Source organism: Streptomyces sp. H27-H5, assembly GCF_026627505.1.
GTDB lineage: Bacteria > Actinomycetota > Actinomycetes > Streptomycetales > Streptomycetaceae > Streptomyces.
On record NZ_JAPNLK010000014.1, the window covers coordinates 23,267 to 43,567 of the forward strand.

At 73.6% G+C, this 20,301-nt stretch carries 15 protein-coding genes; 5 read left to right on the forward strand and 10 right to left on the reverse strand.

The annotated features are described in order from the left end of the window. Positions 1-76: 76 nt before the first annotated feature. Positions 77-2,605 carry an SCO5717 family growth-regulating ATPase gene (locus tag OTB19_RS09180; protein ID WP_267797545.1) on the forward strand — a complete coding sequence of 843 codons (2,529 nt, stop codon included), beginning with the start codon at positions 77-79 and terminating at the stop codon, positions 2,603-2,605. A 95-nt stretch (positions 2,606-2,700) separates the two neighbouring features. Here OTB19_RS09180 and OTB19_RS09185 read toward each other — a convergent pair whose 3' ends face one another. From OTB19_RS09185 to rimP, 9 genes are all read right to left on the reverse strand, one after another. Beyond that, positions 2,701-3,657, reverse strand: coding sequence for a bifunctional riboflavin kinase/FAD synthetase (locus tag OTB19_RS09185; RefSeq protein WP_267797546.1), 957 nt, complete (start codon positions 3,655-3,657; stop codon positions 2,701-2,703). A 164-nt stretch (positions 3,658-3,821) separates the two neighbouring features. After that, positions 3,822-7,838: a serine protease gene (locus OTB19_RS09190; RefSeq protein ID WP_267797547.1), complete on the reverse strand. Its 4,017-nt coding sequence runs from the start codon at positions 7,836-7,838 to the stop codon at positions 3,822-3,824. Positions 7,839-8,245: 407 nt separating this feature from the next. Then, positions 8,246-9,154, reverse strand: coding sequence for a tRNA pseudouridine(55) synthase TruB (truB, locus tag OTB19_RS09195; RefSeq protein ID WP_267797548.1), 909 nt, complete (start codon positions 9,152-9,154; stop codon positions 8,246-8,248). Next, a complete protein-coding gene (rbfA, locus tag OTB19_RS09200; RefSeq protein ID WP_267797549.1) occupies positions 9,151-9,600 on the reverse strand; it encodes a 30S ribosome-binding factor RbfA in 450 nt (149 codons plus the stop codon). Before rbfA ends, truB begins: the two co-directional genes overlap by 4 nt. Positions 9,601-9,627: 27 nt before the next feature. Then, complete coding sequence (locus OTB19_RS09205) at positions 9,628-9,921, reverse strand: DUF503 domain-containing protein (protein WP_053675255.1); 294 nt, start codon at positions 9,919-9,921, stop codon at positions 9,628-9,630. Positions 9,922-10,111: 190 nt separating this feature from the next. Continuing rightward, entirely contained in the window at positions 10,112-13,249 is a 3,138-nt protein-coding gene (infB, locus tag OTB19_RS09210; RefSeq protein ID WP_267797550.1) for a translation initiation factor IF-2, read from the reverse strand. A gap of 148 nt (positions 13,250-13,397) precedes the next feature. Next, the gene (locus OTB19_RS09215) at positions 13,398-13,685 is read right to left on the reverse strand and encodes a YlxR family protein (protein WP_267797551.1); all 288 of its coding nucleotides are present in this window, start codon (positions 13,683-13,685) and stop codon (positions 13,398-13,400) included. A gap of 156 nt (positions 13,686-13,841) precedes the next feature. Beyond that, a complete protein-coding gene (gene nusA / locus OTB19_RS09220) occupies positions 13,842-14,927 on the reverse strand; it encodes a transcription termination factor NusA (RefSeq protein WP_267797552.1) in 1,086 nt (361 codons plus the stop codon). 2 nt (positions 14,928-14,929) lie between these two features. Beyond that, positions 14,930-15,427: a ribosome maturation factor RimP gene (gene rimP, locus OTB19_RS09225; protein ID WP_267797553.1), complete on the reverse strand. Its 498-nt coding sequence runs from the start codon at positions 15,425-15,427 to the stop codon at positions 14,930-14,932. A gap of 157 nt (positions 15,428-15,584) precedes the next feature. On the opposite strand from rimP, the gene OTB19_RS09230 reads away from it, so the two are divergent. From OTB19_RS09230 to OTB19_RS09245, 4 genes are read left to right on the forward strand one after another with little or no spacing between them, the layout of a single operon-like run. After that, on the forward strand, positions 15,585-16,205 hold the full coding sequence (locus tag OTB19_RS09230; protein WP_267797554.1) for a hypothetical protein: 621 nt from the start codon (positions 15,585-15,587) through the stop codon (positions 16,203-16,205). Further along, positions 16,202-16,666, forward strand: coding sequence for a ferritin-like domain-containing protein (locus OTB19_RS09235; RefSeq protein WP_267797555.1), 465 nt, complete (start codon positions 16,202-16,204; stop codon positions 16,664-16,666). Before OTB19_RS09230 ends, OTB19_RS09235 begins: the two co-directional genes overlap by 4 nt. Positions 16,667-16,682: 16 nt before the next feature. Further along, positions 16,683-17,585, forward strand: coding sequence for an aminoglycoside phosphotransferase family protein (locus tag OTB19_RS09240; RefSeq protein ID WP_267797556.1), 903 nt, complete (start codon positions 16,683-16,685; stop codon positions 17,583-17,585). A gap of 42 nt (positions 17,586-17,627) precedes the next feature. Continuing rightward, positions 17,628-18,542: a slipin family protein gene (locus OTB19_RS09245; protein WP_267797557.1), complete on the forward strand. Its 915-nt coding sequence runs from the start codon at positions 17,628-17,630 to the stop codon at positions 18,540-18,542. Between the two features lie 41 nt (positions 18,543-18,583). Here OTB19_RS09245 and OTB19_RS09250 read toward each other — a convergent pair whose 3' ends face one another. After that, on the reverse strand, positions 18,584-20,278 hold the full coding sequence (locus OTB19_RS09250) for a proline--tRNA ligase (protein WP_267797558.1): 1,695 nt from the start codon (positions 20,276-20,278) through the stop codon (positions 18,584-18,586). Positions 20,279-20,301 lie beyond the last annotated feature (23 nt).

Sequence of the window (20,301 nt, forward strand, 5' to 3'; positions counted from 1 at the left end):
GGGGCGCCATTAGGCTGAGTGAGGGCGCGGCGTCGAGGTGGGCGCCTGTGCGGTGTTCGACAAACCAGGAGGACCAGTGAGCGGCGATCGGAACGAGAGGCGCGGCGGGACGTGGGACGTCCCGACGGACGATCAGTCCGACGCGGAGCCCGAAGTGACGGGCGAGTTCACCATCGACTACACCCCGCCGGCCTGGTACACCCAGGGTGCGCCGTCGGCTCCGGCCACGCCGGTGCCGGGGCTGCCCGAGGGCAGCGGGTTCGAACCCCACCGCCCGTCGGACGTGGTCTCGCCCTCCACGATGCGGATCGCCCCGCCCGCGCCGCGGCGCCCGGCCGACGAGCACGGCGCGCCCGCCGCGTTCACGACGCGGGCCGAGCAGGCGCCCGCACCGGCGTCCCCCGAGCCGCCCCGCGGCGCCGCGGCGCCCTCTCACGAGCCCCCGACGGACCGGCCCCCGACGGCGGCTCCGTCGTACCCGGGCCCGGACGAGGCGTACCCCGGTCCGGCCGCGTCGTACCCGGGCCCGGACGAGACGTCCGCCCCGGCGGACGCGCCCGCGCCGGCGCCCGCCCACCCGGACATCCCCGCCGCGCCGGTCGCGGAACCGGTCGCGCCGGCTTCGCACGCCCCGGCGCCGGTTCCCCCGTACGCGGGACCCGCCGAGCCGGTGGCCCCGCCCGCGCCCGAGGCGGCGCCGGTCCAGGACACCCCGGCGGCCTCCGCGCCCGAGCCCGCTCCGGTCCACCCGGCTCCGATCCACCCGGCTCCGATCCACCCGGCCCCGGTCGATCCGGCTCCCGTCGCCCCGCCCGCGCCGGTGGCCCCGCCCGCGCCGGTCGCGGTGACGCCGGAACCCCCGGCGCCGCCGTACCCCGGCCCCGCACCGGAGCCGTACCCGAGCCCCGCGCACGCACCGGCTCCGGTTCCCGCGCCGGTCGAGGCACCCGCGCCCGCACCGGTCGAGCCGGCGGTGTCCGCCGCGCCCACAGACGGTGTGTCCCCGCCTCCGGTCGCCGCTCCGGTCCCCGCGCCGTTCGCCGCTCCCGCCGACGCGGTGCCCGCGGCCGGGCCTTACCGGGACCCCGCGCCGCAGGCTCCCTTCGCGGAGCCCGTGCCCGGGCCGTACGCCCCGCCCGTCACCCCCGCGGACGCGCCGGCGCCCGTCGCCGAGAACCCCTACGGGGGACCCGGTGGGGAACTTCCGCCGCCCGCCTTCGGCATGCCCGGCGCTCCGCAGGGCTACGGCTTCCCGCCCTCCCCCGCCGACCGGGAGCCCCGGCACCCGGCCCCGCACGGGGGATACGGCTTCCCTCCCGCCCCGGCCCAACAGCAACAGCAACAGCCCCAACCGCCGCAGCCTCAGCCGTCTCACGTCGACCCCCGCTCGGGCGCGCAGTGGCCGACCGGCCCCCAGCAGCCCCCGTACGCGTCCGGTCAGGGCGGCGGCGGGGCGCCGCTCGGCTACACCGCCGCCGTCGAGTTGTCCTCGGACCGTCTGTTGCGGGCCAAGCAGAAGCCCAAGCCGACCCGTTCGGGCTTCCGGTTCGGCGGCAAGGCGGCCGAGGCGGAGCGACTGCGCAAGCTGGAGCTGATCCGTACGCCGGTCATGTCGTGCTACCGGATCGCCGTCATCAGCCTCAAGGGCGGCGTCGGCAAGACCACGACGACCACCGCGCTCGGGGCGACGCTCGCCACCGAGCGACAGGACAAGATCCTGGCCATCGACGCGAACCCCGACGCCGGCACCCTCGGCCGTCGGGTGCGCCGCGAGACCGGTGCGACGATCCGGGACCTCGTCCAGGCGATCCCGTACCTGAACTCGTACATGGACATCCGCCGGTTCACCTCGCAGGCCCCTTCCGGCCTGGAGATCATCGCGAACGACGTGGACCCCGCGGTCTCGACGACCTTCAACGACGAGGACTACCGGCGCGTCATCGAGACGGTGGGGCGCCAGTACCCGATCGTCCTGACCGACTCGGGCACCGGGCTCCTGTACTCGGCCATGCGCGGGGTCCTCGACCTGGCCGATCAGCTGATCATCATCTCGACGCCGTCCGTGGACGGCGCCAGCAGCGCGAGCACCACGCTCGACTGGCTCTCCGCCCACGGTTACGCCGATCTCGTGTCCCGCTCCCTCACCGTCATCTCGGGGGTCCGCGAGACCAGCAAGATGATCAAGATCGAGGACATCGTCCAGCACTTCGAGACCCGTTGCCGGGGCGTGGTCGTGGTGCCCTTCGACGAGCACCTCGCCGCGGGCGCGGAGGTGGACCTCGACCTGATGCGGCCGAAGACGCGTGAGGCGTACTTCAACCTCTCCGCGTTGGTGGCCGAGGACTTCGTCCGGGCGCAGCAGCAGGCCCCGCAGAACCACTGGGGCGCCCCGCAGGCCGCCCCGGCCCCGCAGGCTCCGGGGCCGTACCGGCAACAGGGGCCCTACCAGCAACAGCCGCCCGCCCCGCAGCCGCCCGCCCCGCAGCCGTACGACCGGGCGTACCCGCAGCCCGGTCAGCCCTGGCAGCAGCCCGGGCAGCCGGGGCAACAACCGCCGCAGCCGCCGCAGCCCGGTGGTCCGCCACGCGACCCCCGGCTCGGCTGACGACGGCCGGCTCGGGCGCATTCGGCGGCAACACGTGAGGGCCCGTACCGCCCCCGGGGACGGTACGGGCCCTCACGTCATGCGTGCGGCCGGGTTCAGCGCTCCGCGTCGTAGGCGTCGGTCAGCACCCGCGCCCGCTTCACGTCGTCGGCGATGGCCTCCAACAGCCCGTCCAGGGACTCGAACTTGGCCATGCCCCGCACGTACGCGAGGAAGTCCACGGCCACGTGCATCCCGTACAGGTCCAGCCCGATCCGGTCGATCGCGTACGCCTCGACGGTCCGCTCGGTGGCGTCGAACTGCACGTTCGTCCCCACGGAGATCGCCGCCGGCATCCGCTCGCCGTCCGCCGTCAGCCAGCCCGCGTACACCCCGTCCGCGGGGATCGCGGTGTGCGGCTGGGTCTCGACGTTGGCCGTCGGGTAGCCGAGTTCGCGGCCGCGCTGCGCGCCGCGCACCACGACGCCCTCGACCCGGTGCGGGCGGCCGAGGATCTCGGCCGCGCCGTCCATGTCGCCCTCGGCGACGAGCCGGCGCGCCAGCGTCGAGGAGAACGGCACCCCGCCGCCCGCCTCGCCGCGTTCCACCAGGTCCACGACGTCGACCTCGTAGTCGTAGGTGGCCCCCAGCTCGCGCAGGAAGTCGACGTTCCCGGCGGCCTTGTGACCGAAGCGGAAGTTCGGTCCCTCGATGACGGCGCGCGCGTGCAGCTTGTCGACGAGCACCTTCACGATGAAGTCGGCCGGGGACAGCTGGGAGAACTCCGCCGTGAATGGCAGGATCAACAGCGCGTCCACCCCGAGACCGGACATCAGCTCGGCGCGCCGGTCGTAGGGCGCCAGGATCGGCGGGTGGCTGCCGGGCCGCACGACCTCGCTCGGGTGCGGGCTGAAGGTGACGACGACCGACGGGAGGCCCAGCTCCCGGGCCTTGGCGACGGCACGCCCGATGATCAGCTGATGCCCCCGGTGCACACCGTCGTAGGAGCCGATGGTGACGACGCTGCGTCCCCAGTCCTGGGGGATGTCCTCCAAGCCACGCCAGCGCTGCACTGTGACCGCTCCTCGCCCGAACCCGTATGGTCCCTGTCCTGATGTCGATTGCAGGTCTAAGACTGCCATGCCGCCGGCCGGGGGTCCGCATCGGCATCGGGCCGACTCCGCCCCGCGCGACGTGATGTCGGGCGTCGGATGACGTCGGGGGAACCGCCCCCGCGTCACGTGATGTCGGGAGCGGCCCTGCTGAGCGTCTCGACCGTGCGTCGGGCCCCCGGCCCGAGCAGCGCGGCCGCCTCCACCCCCGATTCACCGAGCCAGCGTGCGACGAGGCTCCCGAAGACCGGATCGGCGCGGGCGAGCTCCACCGTCCGGTGCTCGAACACCGCCGGGCCCCCCGGCGTCCCCAACAGCCGACGGCCCGTGCGCCGCAGCAGCTCGCGGGTGCGTTCCTCCGGCCGCGCGCCCACCCAGGCGGCGAGCGCCCCGAGGAAGGCGTCGAGCACCACCGGGTCGGTCTCCTCCCGCAGCAGTACGTCGGCCAGGTCGCCCCGGAGCACCGAGGAGCCCTCCCCGCCGGGCGCGGCCAGTACCCGGGCCAGGGCGACCCGGACGCCGGTCGGGGCGGTCCGCAGCAGGTCGAGGACCAGCGGGCGGAGCACGGGCGTCGCGGTCAGGCCCTGGTCGAGGCGCCGGTCCACGAACACGGCCGCGTGCGGGGCGTCCTCGGGGTGCCGTGCGAGGTGCTCCCGTACGAGGTCACCCGCGCGGCGGGCCAGCCCCGGCGTGGTGAGCGCGGCCAAGGCGCGCACCACCTCCCCGTCGGCGCGGGCCCGCAGGGCGGCGAAGACGGCGTCCGGGTCGGGGAGCACGGGCAGCGCCGCGACCAATGCCGACGCGGGCAGCCGGGCACCGCCCTCGGGATCCCGGAAGCAGGCGAGGGCGTCGGGCAGGTACCGGGCCCGCACCTGGGGGTCGCGGAGCAGCGTCCCGAGGGCGCTGCCGTGCAGGGTCGCGTCGGCCGGGCGGGCCAGCAGCGCCTGCGCCGCGCGGCGCAGCAGCTCGCGGTCGGCGGGGGCGCGCACGTGCGGGGCGGTGGTCAGTCCGTACGCGGCGGCGGCGACCCGGCGCCCGGGTCGTTCGTCGTGGGCCCAGCGGTCGACGGCCCGGCACAGGGCGGAGGGCTCGTCCTCGGCGAGTACGGCGAGCAGTTCGTCGGCACGCGGATGGGCGGCCGCGACCAGGGCCTCCGCCAGTTCGTCGACGGCGAGGGCGCGGTGGGTGTGCAGCAGGGCCTGGGCGGCGGTGGCGACGGTGGCTCCGGGGCGCCCGCGCAACCGGCGTTCGTCGGTCAGCCAGACGCAGAGCAGCGGCTGGACGAGCCGCGGGTCGCGGGCGAGGCGTCGGGCGGCGGCCTCCAGGTAACGGTGGTCGCAGGGCAGCAGCCGGCGCAACAGGTCGAGGCGGTCGGACTCGGACAGGCGGAGCCGGTTCCAGAACCGGCCTTCGAAGTCGTCGGGGCCGGTGCGGGCGACGTGTTCGGCGAGGGCGTGCAGGACGGGCAGGTACGGCGTGGCGTCGGGGACCCGCAGCAGGCTCTCGCGGAGCAGGCGGGCCGCCCACCAGACCCGGTCGGCCCGGCCGTCCTCCCCGGGCCCGGGCCGCTCGCGCTCCCTCTCCGCCCGCTCTTCCGGTTGTGGCTCCGGTTGCCGCTCCGGTTCGGCTTCCGCGAGGGAGTTCAGCGCCTCCACCAGCCGGGTCAGCAGCGCTCGGGTCTCGGTCGGCGAGAGCCTGAGCAGCGCTTCCAGGACCGTTCCGACACGGTGGCGGGGCACGGGCGGGCCCGTCGTGGCGGGGCCGAGGTGCACCAGGGCATCCAGTGCGGTCGGGACGTCGAGGTGTCCCGCCTGGAGCCAGTCGGACAGTTCCTCGTGGGCGAAGCGGTACCCGGTCCCGGCGGGGACCAGCAGGCCCTCGGTGAGCACGGCCGAGGCCCAGCCGGTCCGCCAGGGGAACAGCTCCTCGAAGGCGGCCCGGTCCAGCTCGCCCTGCCCCGGCCCGAGGCAGCGGCGGGCGGCCTCGTGCAGCCGCCCCGCGACCCGGGCGGCGAGCCGCCGCACCCCGGGCCCGTGCACACCCGGACCGTGCACCCCGCGAGTCTGGTCACCGGGGCGTCGTGCCGCCGGGTCGTCCCCGTCCGCCTGGGCCGCGCCGCACACCGATCCGATCAGGGCCGATACCCGGTCAGTGCCCGCGGTGCCCGGGGTGTCGGGGCCGGACGGGGCTCCCGTCGCGCGGATCCGGGACCCGGCCGCGCCGAGCCCGCCGAACCAGCCGGCTCCCGCTCCCCCGGTCCCGCCGGCGCCCGGGGGCGTGGACGGGGCGCCGCCCGGGCCCGGCTCCGAGGGGCCGGCGCCCGTGGCCGCGATCCGCACGGCGACCCGCAGCGCCGACAGGTCGAGGTGCGCCGCGAAGACCTCGTCGCGGCCGGGCCGCCCCGCGGTGACCTCGGCGGCCCGGATGTCGGCGAGCAGGCGCAGGGTGAGGGGGTGTCGGGCGTCGGCTTCCCGTACCGCGTCGGCGGGGATGCCGAGGCGGGCGCGGGCCGTCCGCGCCTCGTCGGGCGTCAGGTCGCCGACCGGCAGCGCGGGCGGCAGCCGTCGGGCCGGACGGGAGGGGGTGTACAGCGCCTCGGGCGGATAGAGGGCGCCGGCCCGCTCCCAGTACTCCGGCCGGGCGGCGACGACCAGCCGGGCACCGATCCCGTCGAGCCACCGGGCGGTGGCCTCGGCCCAGGGCGCCTGTCGTGGGGCCTGGCGCGGGGGCGTCTCCTCCGGGGCGTCGAGGACCACGAGCAGCGCGCAGCCGGCGTCGGCGGCCAGCCGTGCGATCCGCTCGGCGGTGCTCGCGGCTCCGGGGGCGGCGCCGGGCTCCGGAACCGGTCCGATCACGGCCGTCCCGGCAGGACCGGCGGGGCCGGAGAGTCCCGGGAGCGGTGCGACGGTGCCCACGCCGGTCGCCCGGCCGCCGCGACCGGCGTCGGCGACCGGGGCGAGGGGCGCGACGGACGCCAGGGGCGCGAGGGGCGCGAAGCCCGATGCCGAGCCGAGGCCCCCGGTCGGACCGAAGCCCGATGCCGAGCCGAAGCCCGATGCCGAGCCGAGGCCCGGGACCGGGCCGGCGGACACGGCCGCCTCCGCGCCGGCCATCGCCGCGGGTTCCGGGGACGCCACACGCGCCGTCCCCACGTCCGTCCCCACCTCCGCCTCGGCTTCGGTACGCGCCTCCGCACCCGCGGAGACGATCCGCCGCGCCGCGGCCAGCGCCCGCCCCACCGCGTCGGCCAGCGAGGAGTCGCCGGCGCGCAGATCGGCTCCGCGCAGCCACAGCGTGGGCGCGGGCCGGGCCCCGCGGGCGCGGTGCGCGGTCAGGACGGCCAGTGCCGTGGTCCGGCCGGTGCCGGGGGCGCCGACCAGCCCGAGGACGGACCGGTTCGAGGTGGTGAAGGCGGCCAGTTCGGCGGCGATCTCGGGTCGCTCGACGGGTTCCGGCCCGTCGGCGGTGAGCGCCGGGGGCAGGGTGGTCCCGGTCAGCTCCAGCGCGCCGGCCAGGTTCAGGTCGGCGCCGTGTCCGGGCACGGTGGCGGCGTTCCGTTCCAGCAGGGCGGCCAGCGGACCGCCGGGGTCGGCCTCGGCCGCCGCGCGCAGGGGGATCGCGAAGCCGGCGGAGCGGTGCTCGGCGTGCAGAGCGGTGCCCACCACCGCGAGCACCGCTCCGGTCTCGGCGTCGAGCACCGGCCCCCCGCAGGCTTCCCCGCCCAGCTCCAGGGCGTCCCGGCCGGCCGTGCCGATCGCCAGCTCCACCGTGGCGGGCAGGACGTGGAACCGGTCGGTCGCGGTGTACGTGACCTCCGCGCCGGCCGCGAGCACGCGCGCCTGTCGCCACCCCCGCGCGGGGATCCGTACGTACGTCCCGGGAGTGATCACCGAGCGCGCCCCGATCGGCAGGGGGCGCAGTCCCAGCCCGTCGGTGCGTACGAGGGCGAGCGCGAGCCACGGCAGCGGGGTCAGGTCCCCCGCCTCGGCGAGCCAGGTGCGTTCCCCCGGGCCGTGCAGCACCACCCGGGCCAGACCGTCCACGGCCTCGTGGCTGGTGATCACCGTGCCGCGGTCGTCCGCGACGAAGCCGCTGCCCCGCACCCGCCCGGCGAGATCGCAGATCCTGACGAGCTCCGTCATTGCCGCACCACTCCCCCGCCGTACCCGTGCTCATGACGTTAGGCACGTGAAGATCAGCGGGAAAAGCACGCGAGGCGAAAGCGCCCCCTTACGCTCCCTCCATTCACTCCGAGCGCCTGCTCGGACGGGTGAATAAGGCACTCCGGGTGGATAGAGAGCTACCCGAGGGGGGTCGTGGAGCGGTGAGCGGCGATCTCTGTGCGCTCGCCGCTCCACGACAAACACGCGCGACGAGGGGCGCGGCCCCGACCGGACGACCCGACGGTCACCCCGGACGCACGGTCACCCCGGAGGGATGTCGCCCCGGAGAACCGTCGGGACGGACGCGAACGGCCCGGCCCGCCGTGCGGCCCGAGGGCCGTACGAACGCACCGGGCCGAACCGCCCGTCGGGACGAACTCCGTCCGTCAGACGAACACCGCGAGCGACTTCGCCTTGCCGCCCTTGCTCTCCACGAGCCCGAGCAGCTGGTCCTGGGGACCGTACACGGCGACCGTCTTGCCGTCCTCGTACTGCTCCGGCATCTCGATCCGCACGCCGTTGGCGAGCAGACCGGCACGCCGGGCGTCCAGGTCCCACCGCGGGAAGGCCGCAGCCGCGGCCTCGCCGATCGGCATGACGGTCAGCTCCTCCTGGAGCTGGTCGAGCGTCCGCGCCCGGTCGAGCTTGTACGGGCCCACCCGGGTGCGCCGCAGCGCCGTCAGATGGCCGCCGACGCCGAGGTCGGCGCCCAGGTCACGGGCGAGGGCCCGGATGTACGTACCGCTGGAGCAGACGACGGAGACGACGAGGTCGACGACCTTGGTGCCGTCCTCGGCCTCGGCGTCCCGCATGTCGTACACCTGGAAGGACGAGATGGTCACCGGTCGGGCCGGGATCTCGAAGTCCTCGCCGTCCCGGGCGCGCTTGTAGGAGCGGACGCCCTTGATCTTGATGGCGCTGACCTTGGACGGGACCTGCATGATCTCGCCGGACAGCTTGGCGATGCCGGCGTCCACGGCCTCGCGGGTCACCCCGGACGCGTCGGCGGAGGAGATGATCTCGCCCTCGGCGTCGTCCGTGAGGGTGTCCTGTCCCAGCCTGATGGTGCCGAGGTACTCCTTCTCCGTCAGCGCGAGGTGGCCGAGGAGCTTGGTGGCCTTCTCGACGCCGAGGACGAGTACGCCCGTGGCCATCGGGTCGAGCGTGCCGGCGTGGCCGACGCGACGGGTCTTGGCGATCCCGCGCATCTTGGCGACCACGTCGTGCGAAGTGAAGCCGGACGGCTTGTCGACGATGACAAGGCCGTCCGGAGTCTTCCCTGCGTTGGTGCTCATTCCGCGGTTGCGTCCTCGTCGTCCTCGTCCGGCTTCTTGTACGGGTCGGCGTCGCCGGCGTACTTGGCCCCGGAGGACACCTCGCGGACCTGGGCGTCGGAGGTGCGCGCCTTCTCGAGGAGGTCCTCGATGGTCTTGGCGTTCTCCGGGAGGGCGTCCGCCACGAAAGTCAGGGTGGGCGTGAACTTGGTTCCCGCCGCCCGGCCGACCGCGGAGCGCAGTACGCCCTTGGCGCTCTCCAGGCCCGCTGCCGCACTGGCCCGGTCCTCGTCGTCGCCGTAGACCGTGTAGAAGACCGTGGCCTCCCGCAGGTCGCCGGTGACCCGGGTGTCCGTGATGGTCACGTGCGTACCGAGGCGGGGGTCCTTGACACCGCGCTGCAGCTTCTCGGCCACCACCTCCCGGATGAGGTCCGCCAGCTTCTTCGCCCGCGCATTGTCGGCCACTGGTCCGTCTCCTTCTTTGTCTTGCAGTCAGTCTTCATCACCGTGGAGCCGCCGTCGTACCGACAGCAGCTCCACTTCAGGACGTGCCGCGACCAACCGCTCGCAGCGGTCCAGTACGTCCGACACGAACCCCGCGTCCCCACTCACCAGGGCGACCCCTATGAGGGCCCTGCGATGCAGGTCCTGGTCGCCCACCTCTGCCGCGCTCACGGAGAACTTGCGTTGGAGCTCGGCGACGATGGGCCGGACGACGGAGCGTTTCTCCTTCAGCGAGTGAACGTCGCCGAGGAGCAGATCGAAGGACAGAGTCCCCACGTACATGCAGTTCCGGATGTCCCGCCGGTGCGGGTTCGGTGGCTGCCGGCCTACGCGCGGCAGGATCACCAGAACCGTACACGCAACGGCCGGGGCCGATCGACGGATATTCCGCCGACCGGCCCCGGTGCTACTCGTACGACCTTTCGGCCGTACGAGCCTTACGCCTTACGACACGGTGCGAACCGCCTCGCGCTTACGCGCGGGGCTTCTCGCGCATCTCGTACGTCGCGATGACGTCGTCGATCTTGATGTCGTTGAAGGAACCGAGGTTGATACCGCCCTCGAAGCCTTCGCGGATCTCGGTGACGTCGTCCTTGAAGCGGCGCAGACCGGAGATGGTGAGGTTCTCGGCGATGACCTTGCCATCGCGCAGGAGCCGCGCCTTGGTGTTGCGCTTGACCTCGCCGGAGCGGATGAGAACACCCGCGATGTTGCCCAGCTTGGACGAGCGGAAGATCTCGCGGACCTCCGCCGTACCGAGCTCGACCTCTTCGTACTCCGGCTTGAGGAGACCCTTCAGGGCCGCCTCGATCTCCTCGATGGCCTGGTAGATCACCGAGTAGTAGCGGACGTCGACACCCTCGCGGTCCGCCATCTGCGCGGCGCGACCGGCCGCACGGACGTTGTAACCGATGACGATGGCGTCGGAGCCCATCGCCAGCGAGATGTCGGACTCGGTGACCGCACCCACACCGCGGTGCAGGACCCGGATGTCGACCTCTTCACCGACGTCGAGCTGGAGCAGCGAGGACTCGAGAGCCTCGACCGCACCGGACGCGTCGCCCTTGATGATGAGGTTGAGTTCCTGGACCAGACCGGCCTTGAGCACGGAGTCGAGGTCCTCGAGGGACACACGACGGACGCGCTTGGCGAAGTTGGCGTTGCGCTCTCGCGCAGCACGCTTCTCGGCGATCTGACGGGCCGTACGGTCCTCGTCCACGACGAGGAAGTTGTCGCCGGCGCCGGGGACGTTGGTGAGTCCCAGGACCAGGACGGGGGTCGAGGGACCCGCTTCCTCGACGTTGTTGCCCTTGTCGTCGAGCATGGCGCGCACTCGGCCGTAGGCGTCGCCCACGACCATCGTGTCGCCGACGCGCAGCGTTCCGCGCTGGACGAGGACGGTGGCGACGGCACCGCGGCCGCGGTCGAGGTGGGACTCGATCGCAATACCCTGAGCGTCCTGCTCCGGGTTGGCACGCAGGTCGAGCGAGGCGTCGGCGGTGAGGACGACGGCCTCGAGCAGGGAGTCGATGTGCAGACCCTGCTTGGCGGAGATGTCGACGAACATCGTGTCGCCGCCGTACTCCTCGGCGACCAGACCGAACTCGGTGAGCTGACCGCGCACCTTGACCGGGTCGGCACCCTCGACGTCGATCTTGTTGACCGCGACGACGATCGGGACGCCGGCGGCCTTGGCGTGGTTGAGCGCCTCGATCGTCTGCGGCATGACGCCGTCGTTGGCCGCGACCACGAGGATCGCGATGTCGGTCGACTTGGCACCACGGGCACGCATGGCGGTGAACGCCTCGTGACCCGGGGTGTCGATGAAGGTGATCTTGCGCTCTTCACCGTTGACCTCGGTACCGACCTGGTACGCACCGATGTGCTGCGTGATGCCACCGGCCTCGCCCGCAATGACGTTCGTCTTGCGGATGGCGTCGAGCAGTCGGGTCTTACCGTGGTCGACGTGACCCATGACGGTCACGACCGGCGGACGCGGCATGAGGTATTCCTCGCCGCCCTCGTCCTCGCCGAACTCGATGTCGAAGCCCTCGAGGAGCTCGCGGTCCTCTTCCTCCGGGCTGACGATCTGAACGACGTAGTTCATCTCGCCGGCCAGCATCTCGAGCGTCTCGTCGGAGACGGACTGCGTGGCAGTGACCATCTCGCCGAGGTTCATCATCACGGCGACGAGCGACGCCGGGTTGGCGTTGATCTTCTCCGCGAAGTCGGTGAGGGAGGCACCGCGCGACAGGCGAACGGTCTCGCCATGGCCGCGAGGCAGCATCACGCCGCCGACGGACGGGGCCTGCATGGCCTCGTACTCCTGGCGCCTCTGACGCTTGGACTTGCGACCACGACGGGCCGGACCACCGGGGCGACCGAAGGCACCCTGCGTGCCACCACGGGCATTGGGACCGCCGGGACGACCACCGAAGCCGGGACGACCGCCGCCACCGGCACCCGCCGGACCGCCGCCGAAGCCGCCGCCACCGGGACGCGGGCCGCCGAAGCCGCCACCGCCGCCGGGACGCGAACCCGGACCGGCCGGACGACCGGCGAAGCCGCCACCCGCGGGACGACCGGCACCGCCGGGACGACCTGCGCCGCCCGTACCGGGACCACGGCCACCGGGGCCGCCACCGGGACGGGGGCCGGGACCACCGGCAGCGGGACGCTGCGGCATCATGCCCGGGTTCGGACGGTTACCACCGGGAGCGCCACCAGGGCCACCGGCACCGGGACGGGCGCCCTGCGGACGCGGCATGCCGCCCGGGGTCGGACGGCCTGCGCCCTGACCCTGCGGACGCGGAGCGCCGCCGGGGCCGCCCTGCGGACGCGGAGCACCCTGGCCGCCACCGGCGCCGGGGGCACCGGGACGGGGAGCGCCGGCCGGACGGGGCGCCTGCGGGCGCGCCATACCGGTGGAGCCACCAGAGGTGAAGGGGTTGTTGCCCGGACGGGGACCGGCCGGACGTGCGCCCTGGGGACGCGGGGCCTGAGCGCCACCGGGGCGCTGGGCCTGGGCGCCGGGCGCGGCACCGGCCGGACGCGGGGCGCCGGGACGGGCACCGCCCTGGCCACCCTGACCCTGTGCCGGACGCTGCTGCGCCGGACGGGGACCGGGAGCCGCGGCGGCGGGACGCTCGGTGCGCGCCGGGGCGGCCGGAGCCGCCGGAGGCGCGGAGAACTCGGTCGCCACGGGAGCCGCCGGAGCGGGCTTCGGGGCGGCCGGAGCCTTGGGACCGGGACGCGGGCCGGATGCGGCCGGAGTCACCGGGGCGGGGGTACTGGCGGCCGGAGCCTCGGCGACGACCGGCTTGGGGGCCGGTGCACCGGGCTTCGGGGCGGCAGGACGTGCCGCGGCGGCCGGGGAGGGCGCCGCGGGCTTGGCGGGCGCGGCCTTGCGGGGCGCGCCGGGCTTCGCAGCGGACTTGCCGGCGTTGCCGCCGGGCCCCTGCAGTGCGTCAGTCAACTTGCGTACGACAGGCGCCTCGATCGTCGAGGACGCCGAACGTACGAATTCACCGAGTTCTTGGAGCTTGGCCATGACGACCTTGCTCTCTACCCCGAACTCCTTGGCGAGTTCGTATACCCGGACCTTAGCCACTTCGCTCCTTTTAGGTCCGGGTTACGCCGGACCGTCGCTACTTCATGGGCGTACTCATCGCGTACTCATCGAGTGCTCATCGCAATCTCGACCTACTTCCAACTCGCGAGGTACCTGACCGCACGGGGTATCCGTGCCGTACTGCTTCTTACGGTGTCGCCCCGGCCTCACCGGCCACGGCTTTGCGCAGTTCCGCCGTGTCGAGCGTTCCGGCGGACCGAAGGGCCCGGGGGAACGCTCTGCGGCGGACCGCCTGGTCGAGGCAGACCACGGCGGGATGCACGTAGGCACCCCGGCCGGGCAGCGTACCGCGAGGATCGGGGACGCATTCGTCCTCGACCGCCACGATGCGCAGCAGATCGCTCTTGGCCGCTCGCTCCCGACACCCCACACAGGTGCGTTCGGGGCATGCGCGGGCTTGCGTCCGGCCAGACACGCTTAAGTCTACCTCCCCGCACCGACCTCACCCCTTCGGGCGAAAAATCGAACGGATGTCGTTGTGATTCACGTGGATCCCGGGGGACCCACAGGTCAGGGACCCCGACCTACGGGGTCCCTGTCTACCGGCCGAAAACCACCGACCGGTAGTGGTTTATTCCCCGCGCCGGTCAGAGTGACGGTCCGCGCGGTCGTCGCCGCGGTCCCGGTCGCCACCGCGGTCCCGGTCGCCACCGCGGTCGCGGTCGCCGTCCCGGTCCGAGGGGTCCTCGGTGTCCGGGCGGATGTCGATGCGCCAGCCGGTGAGCCGAGCGGCGAGGCGGGCGTTCTGGCCCTCCTTGCCGATGGCCAGCGACAGCTGGTAGTCGGGCACGGTCACGCGGGCGCTGCGGGAGTCCCAGTCGACGACCTCGACCTTGCTCACCCGGGCGGGTGACAGGGCGTTGGCGACCATCTCCGCCGGGTCGTCCGACCAGTCGACGATGTCGATCTTCTCACCGTGCAGTTCGGCCATCACGTTGCGCACACGGCTGCCCATGGGGCCGATGCAGGCACCCTTGGGGTTCAGGCCCGAGCGCGTGGAGCGGACGGCGATCTTGGAGCGGTGGCCGGCCTCGCGGGCGATCGCCGAGATCTCGACGCTGCCGTCGGCGATCTCCGGAACCTCCAGGGCGAACAGCTTCTTCACCAGGTTGGGGTGGGTCCGCGAGAGGGTCACGGACGGGCCGCGGACACCCTTCGCGACACGCACGACGTACGCCTTCAGGCGCAGCCCGTGGGTGTACTCCTCGCCGGGGACCTGCTCCTGCACCGGCAGGATGGCCTCCAGCTTGCCGATGTCGACGAGGACGTTCTTGGGGTCCTTGCCCTGCTGGACGACGCCGGTGATGACGTCGCCCTCGCGGCCGAGGAACTCGCCGAAGGTCAGGTCGTCCTCGGCGTCGCGCAGACGCTGGAGGATCACCTGCTTGGCGGTCGTCGCGGCGATCCGGCCGAAGTCCGACGGCGTGTCGTCGAACTCCTTGGGCTCCTGGCCCTCTTCGAGATCCTTCGGGTCTTCCGTCGCCCACACGACCACGTGACCGTTGGTGCGGTCGAGCACGACGCGGGCGCGACGGAAGCTGCCCTCGGTGCGGTGGTACGCGATGAGGAGGGCCGACTCGATCGCCTCGACGAGCAGGTCGAAGGAGATCTCCTTCTCCCGGACCAGACCCCGTAGGGCACTCATGTCGATGTCCACGACTACGCCTCCTCTTCCTTCTTGTCCTTGCGGTTGAACTCGATCTCGACACGCGCCTTGACGATGTCGGTGAATGCGATGCGGCGGGTGGTCGCCTTGCGGCCCTTCACACCCGGTACTTCGAGGTCCATGCCCTCGTCGTCGACGTCGAGGATGCGGGCGATCAGTTCCCCGCTCTCGACCGACTGGAACTTCACGAGACGGCCGATCGCCCGGATGTAGTGACGGTGCTCGGTCAGCGGGCGGTCCGCGCCCGGCGAGCTCACTTCGAGGACGTACTCGTCCTCGCCCATCACGTCGCTCTCGTCGAGCAGATCGGAGACCTCGCGACTCAGCTCGGCACAGGCGTCCAGTTCCACACCCTCATCGGAATCCACGATGATCCGCAGCATCCGGCGCTTGCCCGCCTTGGACGTCTCGATGTCTTCGAGGTCCAGGCCCTTGGCGGTGACCAGCGGCTCCAGCAGTCCGCGCAGCCTGTCGCTCTGGGTGGTGCTCATCCGGGTGACTCCTCGGCCGCGTGTGCTGTTGTGGTTTTCTGTCGCGTGTCAGGTCAAAGGGTATCCGGTCGCGGAGGGTGTTGCCGTCCGCGCTCCGGGACGGGCCCCGGGTACCTTGATCACACCCGCCCCGCCGTCACCTCCGGAGGACGTCACCGTGCCCTGGATCACGCCACGCCCGCCCTCCGTGCCCGCGCGGACCTCGGGTTTCCCGGAGTCGGCGGAGCCCGCCGGACCCCGTCGTCCTTCCCGCACCCCGCGCCCCTCGCGCCGGAGCGTGCTCGTCACGGCCGTCGGCGCGGGCGGCGCCGCACTGCTCACCGGGTGCTCGGACGCCGGGGACGCGTCCGGTGCGATCGCCGAGGTGTCACTCGAACGGCGGATGCGGGAAGGTGCCGTGCGTGACAGCGAGGAGCTGCTGGAACGTTACGACAGGACCATCGCCGCCCATCCGGACCTGGCCGGGCGGCTCACGCCGCTGCGCGCCTCCGTCGCGGCGCACCCCGCGGCCCTGGCGTTCGTCGACCCCGGACGCTCGGGCGAACGGCAGGCCTCTCCCTCCGCCTCGGCGACGGCCACGCCCGCGCCCTCCGGCGAACCGGTCCCGCCCAAGGCCGCCGACGCGCTGGCCGAACTCGCGGACGCCGAGCGGAGTCTGGCCGAGACCCGGACCGTCGCGCTGGCCGGCGCCCCCGGGGAGCTGGCGCGCCTGCTGGCCTCGGTCGCGGCCTGCGGCGCGGTCCACGCGTACCTGCTGACCTCGACCCCGGGAGCATGACCGTGAAGCCCGAGCCCTCCACGACGACCCGCCCGCTGGAGGCCGCGCAGTCCGCGCTGGCCGCCGAGCACGCAGCCGCGTACGCCTACGGGGTGATCGGCGCCCGTATCGCGTCGGCCCGATCGGCCGAGGCCCGCGAGGCGTACGGGCAGCACCTGGCGCGCCGTGACTCGCTCGCCCGTACCGTGCGCGACCTGGGCGGATCTCCCCGTCCGTCGGAGGCCGCGTACGCCCTGCCGTTCGAACTGCGGTCCCCGGCGGACGCCGAGCGGCTCGCCGGGGACGTCGAGGACCGGGTGGCCGGCGCGTACTCCGATCTGGTGCGGGCATCCGACGGTCCGTTGCGCCGTGAGGCGGCCGACGCGTTGAGCGCCGCGGCGGTCCGCGCGGCACGCTGGCGTGGTGTCGGCGTAGCCTTCCCTGGGCTCGCGGAACGCTCGAAGCGAGCCCAGACCAGCTGAAAGGGATCACGCACGCATGGCTTTCGAACCGCCGCAGCGGCTGGTACGGGCGCTCGGCGAGACGCCGGAGACGACGCGGGACACGGACTGGCTGGGGCGGTTGCCCCTGCTGACCGAGGAGGCGCTGACCCGGCGTGAGGTGTCCGCGCAGCGGGTGCAGGCCCCGGGCGGACGCAGCAGCCTGGTGGTCCTCGTCCGGTACGCCGACGGGACCCCGGCCGCGCTGAAGCTGGCGCCCCCCGGGGCGCGGCCCGACCGGGAGCTGGCGGCGCTCGCCCACTGGGGCGGGTTCGGGGCGGTACGCGTCCTGGACTCGCGCCACCACGAGGAGGACGGGGCGCTGCTCCTGGAGCGGCTGCACCCGGAGGTCTCGCTGCGCTCGCTGCCGGAGGCGAAGGCGTTGCTGGAGGCCTCGGGCACGCTCCGGCGGCTGTGGGTGGCCCCGGGGGCCGATCACCGGTGGGAGACCGTCGCGCAGCGCACGGAGCGGCAGGCCGAGGCGTTGCGGAAGGCTCCCCCGGAAGTCGAGGCGCTGGCTTCGACGGCCCTCGCGCTCCGCGAGGAGCTGACGGCGGCGCCGGGTGAGGAGCTGCTGCTGCACGGGAACTTCCGGCAGGGCAAGGTGCTGGCCGGCGAGCGGGCGCCGTGGCTGACGGTGGGGCCTGACCCGGTGGTCGGCGAGCGGGCCTACGATCTCGCGCGGCTGGTCAGGGATCGACTGGAGGACCAGGTCGCCTCCTCGACGGGGGCGTCGGGCGCGCGCCGGCGGGTGAACAAGCTGGCCGACGCGTTGGACGTGGACCGGGAGCGGCTGCGGGGCTGGACGGTGTTCCGCGCGGTGGAGTCGGGGAACCGGGCGCTGGCCGCCGGGCGGCGTCGGGACGCCGAGCTGTTGTTGGAGTTCGCGGCCTGGTTGTAGGGCATACCGTACATAGGTAGGTATGTCCGGCAGGGGGCCGTCATGGTCGAGGAACTGCTGACAGCGGCGATCGCCGCGGGCGTGGGAATCACGGTGTACCTGGGCGTCGCCGCCCGGGTGGTGAAGCAGTACGAGCGGGGCGTGGTGTTCCGGCTGGGCCGGCTCCGGGAGGGCGTGCGGGGTCCCGGCTTCACCTTCGTCGTCCCGGGCGTGGACAGGCTGCGCAAGGTGAACATGCAGATCGTGACGATGCCGGTGCCGGCCCAGGAGGGCATCACCCGGGACAACGTCACGGTGCGGGTGGACGCGGTCGTCTACTTCAAGGTGGTCGACGCGGCCGACGCGATCATCCAGGTCGAGGACTACCGGTTCGCGGTCTCGCAGATGGCCCAGACCTCGCTGCGGTCCATCATCGGCAAGTCGGACCTGGATGATCTGCTGTCCAACCGGGAGCAGCTGAACCAGGGGCTTGAGCTGATGATCGACAGCCCGGCGATCGGCTGGGGTGTCCAGATCGACCGGGTCGAGATCAAGGACGTCTCGCTGCCGGAGACCATGAAACGCTCGATGGCCCGGCAGGCCGAGGCGGACCGCGAGCGGCGGGCGCGCATCATCAACGCGGACGCGGAGCTCCAGGCGTCGAGGAAGCTGGCCGAGGCGGCCGAGGTGATGTCTGAGCAGCCGGCGGCGCTGCAACTGCGGCTCCTGCAGACGGTGGTGGCGGTGGCGGCGGAGAAGAACTCCACGCTGGTCCTGCCGTTCCCGGTGGAGCTCCTGCGCTTCCTCGAACGCGCGGCGCCCGCCCCCGCAGCCCCCGCGCCCCCGGGACCGGCCGTCCCGCCGGCGGACAAGGCCGTCCCGCCGGGCGCGGCCCCGACCGCGGCGCCGACCATCGAGCCGGCAGCGGACACCGACGCGCTCCCGGCCCTCGACCCGCCCCCGGCCGAACGCGAGTAGCCGGGGCACGGGCCGACGGGCCCCGCGCCCCGGCGGGGCCGTCACGTCAGGCGGGCCAGCGCCTGCGCCAGCGGGAGCTCCTCACGGGTGCCGTCCAGGCGGTTCTGGAGTTCGACCACCGACTCGGCCGAGCGGCGCCCGGCGACCAGGATCCACGGCACGCCGATCAGCTCCGCGTCGGTCAGCTTGACCCCGGGCGACAGCCCCGGCCGGTCGTCCAGGAGGACCCGCAGTCCCGCCGCGGCCAGCGCCTCGGCGGCTTCCTCGGCGAGCGCCAGCGGTACGGCCTTGCCCGCCGCGACCACGTGCACGTCGGCCGGGGCCACGGCGGCGGGCCAGCACAACCCCCGTTCGTCGGCGGTCTGTTCGGCGAGCGCCGCGACGGCCCGGGAGACGCCGATCCCGTACGAGCCCATCGTGACCCGGACGGGCTTGCCCTCCTTGCCGAGCACGTCGAGCCCGAAGGCGTCGGCGTACTTGCGGCCGAGTTGGAAGATGTGGCCGATCTCGATCGCGCGGTCCAGGCGGAGGCCGACGCCGCAGAGCGGGCAGGGGTCGCCGGGGGCCACGACCACCACGTCGAGGTACTGGTCCACCTCGAAGTCCCGTCCGCAGACCACGTCGCGGGCGTGCGTGTCGGGCTTGTTGGCGCCGGTCACCCATGAAGTACCGGGCGCGACACGGGGGTCGGCCAGGTAGCGGACCTTGTCCAGGCCCTGCGGGCCCACGTAGCCGCGTACCAGGTCGGGCCGGTCCACGAAGTCCTCGGCCGTGACCAACTCCACGACCGCCGGGGCGAGATGCTCACCGAGCTTCCCGAGGTCCACCTCGCGGTCACCCGGTACGCCGACGGCCACGATCTCGCCGTCGACCTTGACGAGGAGGTTCTTCAGCGTCGCCGAGGCGGGTACGCCCAGGTGGGCGGCCAGCGTCTCGATGGTGGGGGTGTCGGGGGTGGGGATCTCCTCCAACGGGCCGTGCTCGCCGGCCACCGGCGTCAGGGCGAAGGTCACCGCCTCCGTGTTGGCGGCGTAGTCGCAGGACGGGCAGTCGGCGAAGGTGTCCTCGCCCGCCTCGGCCGGGGCGAGGAACTCCTCGGACGCGGAGCCGCCCATCGCTCCCGAGACCGCCGACACGATCCGGTGGTTCAGCCCGAGCCGCTCGAAGATCCGCCGGTAGGCGGCGCGGTGGAGGGCGTAGGACTCGGCCAGGCCCTCGTCGCTCACGTCGAAGGAGTACGAGTCCTTCATCTGGAACTCGCGGCCGCGCAGCACCCCGGAGCGCGGCCTGGCCTCGTCCCGGTACTTGGTCTGGATCTGGTAGAGCATGACCGGCAGGTCCTTGTAGGACGTGCACTGGTCCTTCACCAGCAGGGTGAAGATCTCCTCGTGGGTGGGGCCGAGGAGGTAGTCCGCGCCCTTGCGGTCCTTGAGGCGGAAGAGCAGGTCGCCGTACTCCGACCAGCGGCCGCTGACCTCGTACGGTTCCTTGGGCAGCAGCGCCGGGAGGAGGACCTCCTGGGCCCCGATCGCGTCCATCTCCTCGCGGACGACGCGCGAGACGTTGTCCAGGACCCGCTTGCCGAGCGGCAGCCAGCTCCACACGCCGGCGGAACTGCGGCGGACGTAGCCGGCGCGGACCAGCATGCGGTGGCTGAGGGTCTCCGCGTCCGCCGGGTCCTCGCGGAGGGTCTTGGCCATGAGGCGGGACATGCGCTGCACGTGTTGCGTTGACATGACGGGAGGCTATCGGGGACCGG

Excerpts from the sequence above, each read along its gene's own strand:
- OTB19_RS09190 (WP_267797547.1), bottom strand. The coding sequence starts at position 7,838 with ATGACGGAGCTCGTCAGGATCTGCGATCTCGCCGGGCGGGTGCGGGGC.
- truB (WP_267797548.1), bottom strand. The coding sequence starts at position 9,154 with ATGAGCACCAACGCAGGGAAGACTCCGGACGGCCTTGTCATCGTCGAC.
- OTB19_RS09205 (WP_053675255.1), bottom strand. The coding sequence starts at position 9,921 with ATGTACGTGGGGACTCTGTCCTTCGATCTGCTCCTCGGCGACGTTCAC.
- rimP (WP_267797553.1), bottom strand. The coding sequence starts at position 15,427 with ATGAGCACCACCCAGAGCGACAGGCTGCGCGGACTGCTGGAGCCGCTG.
- OTB19_RS09235 (WP_267797555.1), top strand. The coding sequence starts at position 16,202 with ATGACCGTGAAGCCCGAGCCCTCCACGACGACCCGCCCGCTGGAGGCC.
- OTB19_RS09240 (WP_267797556.1), top strand. The coding sequence starts at position 16,683 with ATGGCTTTCGAACCGCCGCAGCGGCTGGTACGGGCGCTCGGCGAGACG.
- OTB19_RS09245 (WP_267797557.1), top strand. The coding sequence starts at position 17,628 with ATGGTCGAGGAACTGCTGACAGCGGCGATCGCCGCGGGCGTGGGAATC.
- OTB19_RS09250 (WP_267797558.1), bottom strand. The coding sequence starts at position 20,278 with ATGTCAACGCAACACGTGCAGCGCATGTCCCGCCTCATGGCCAAGACC.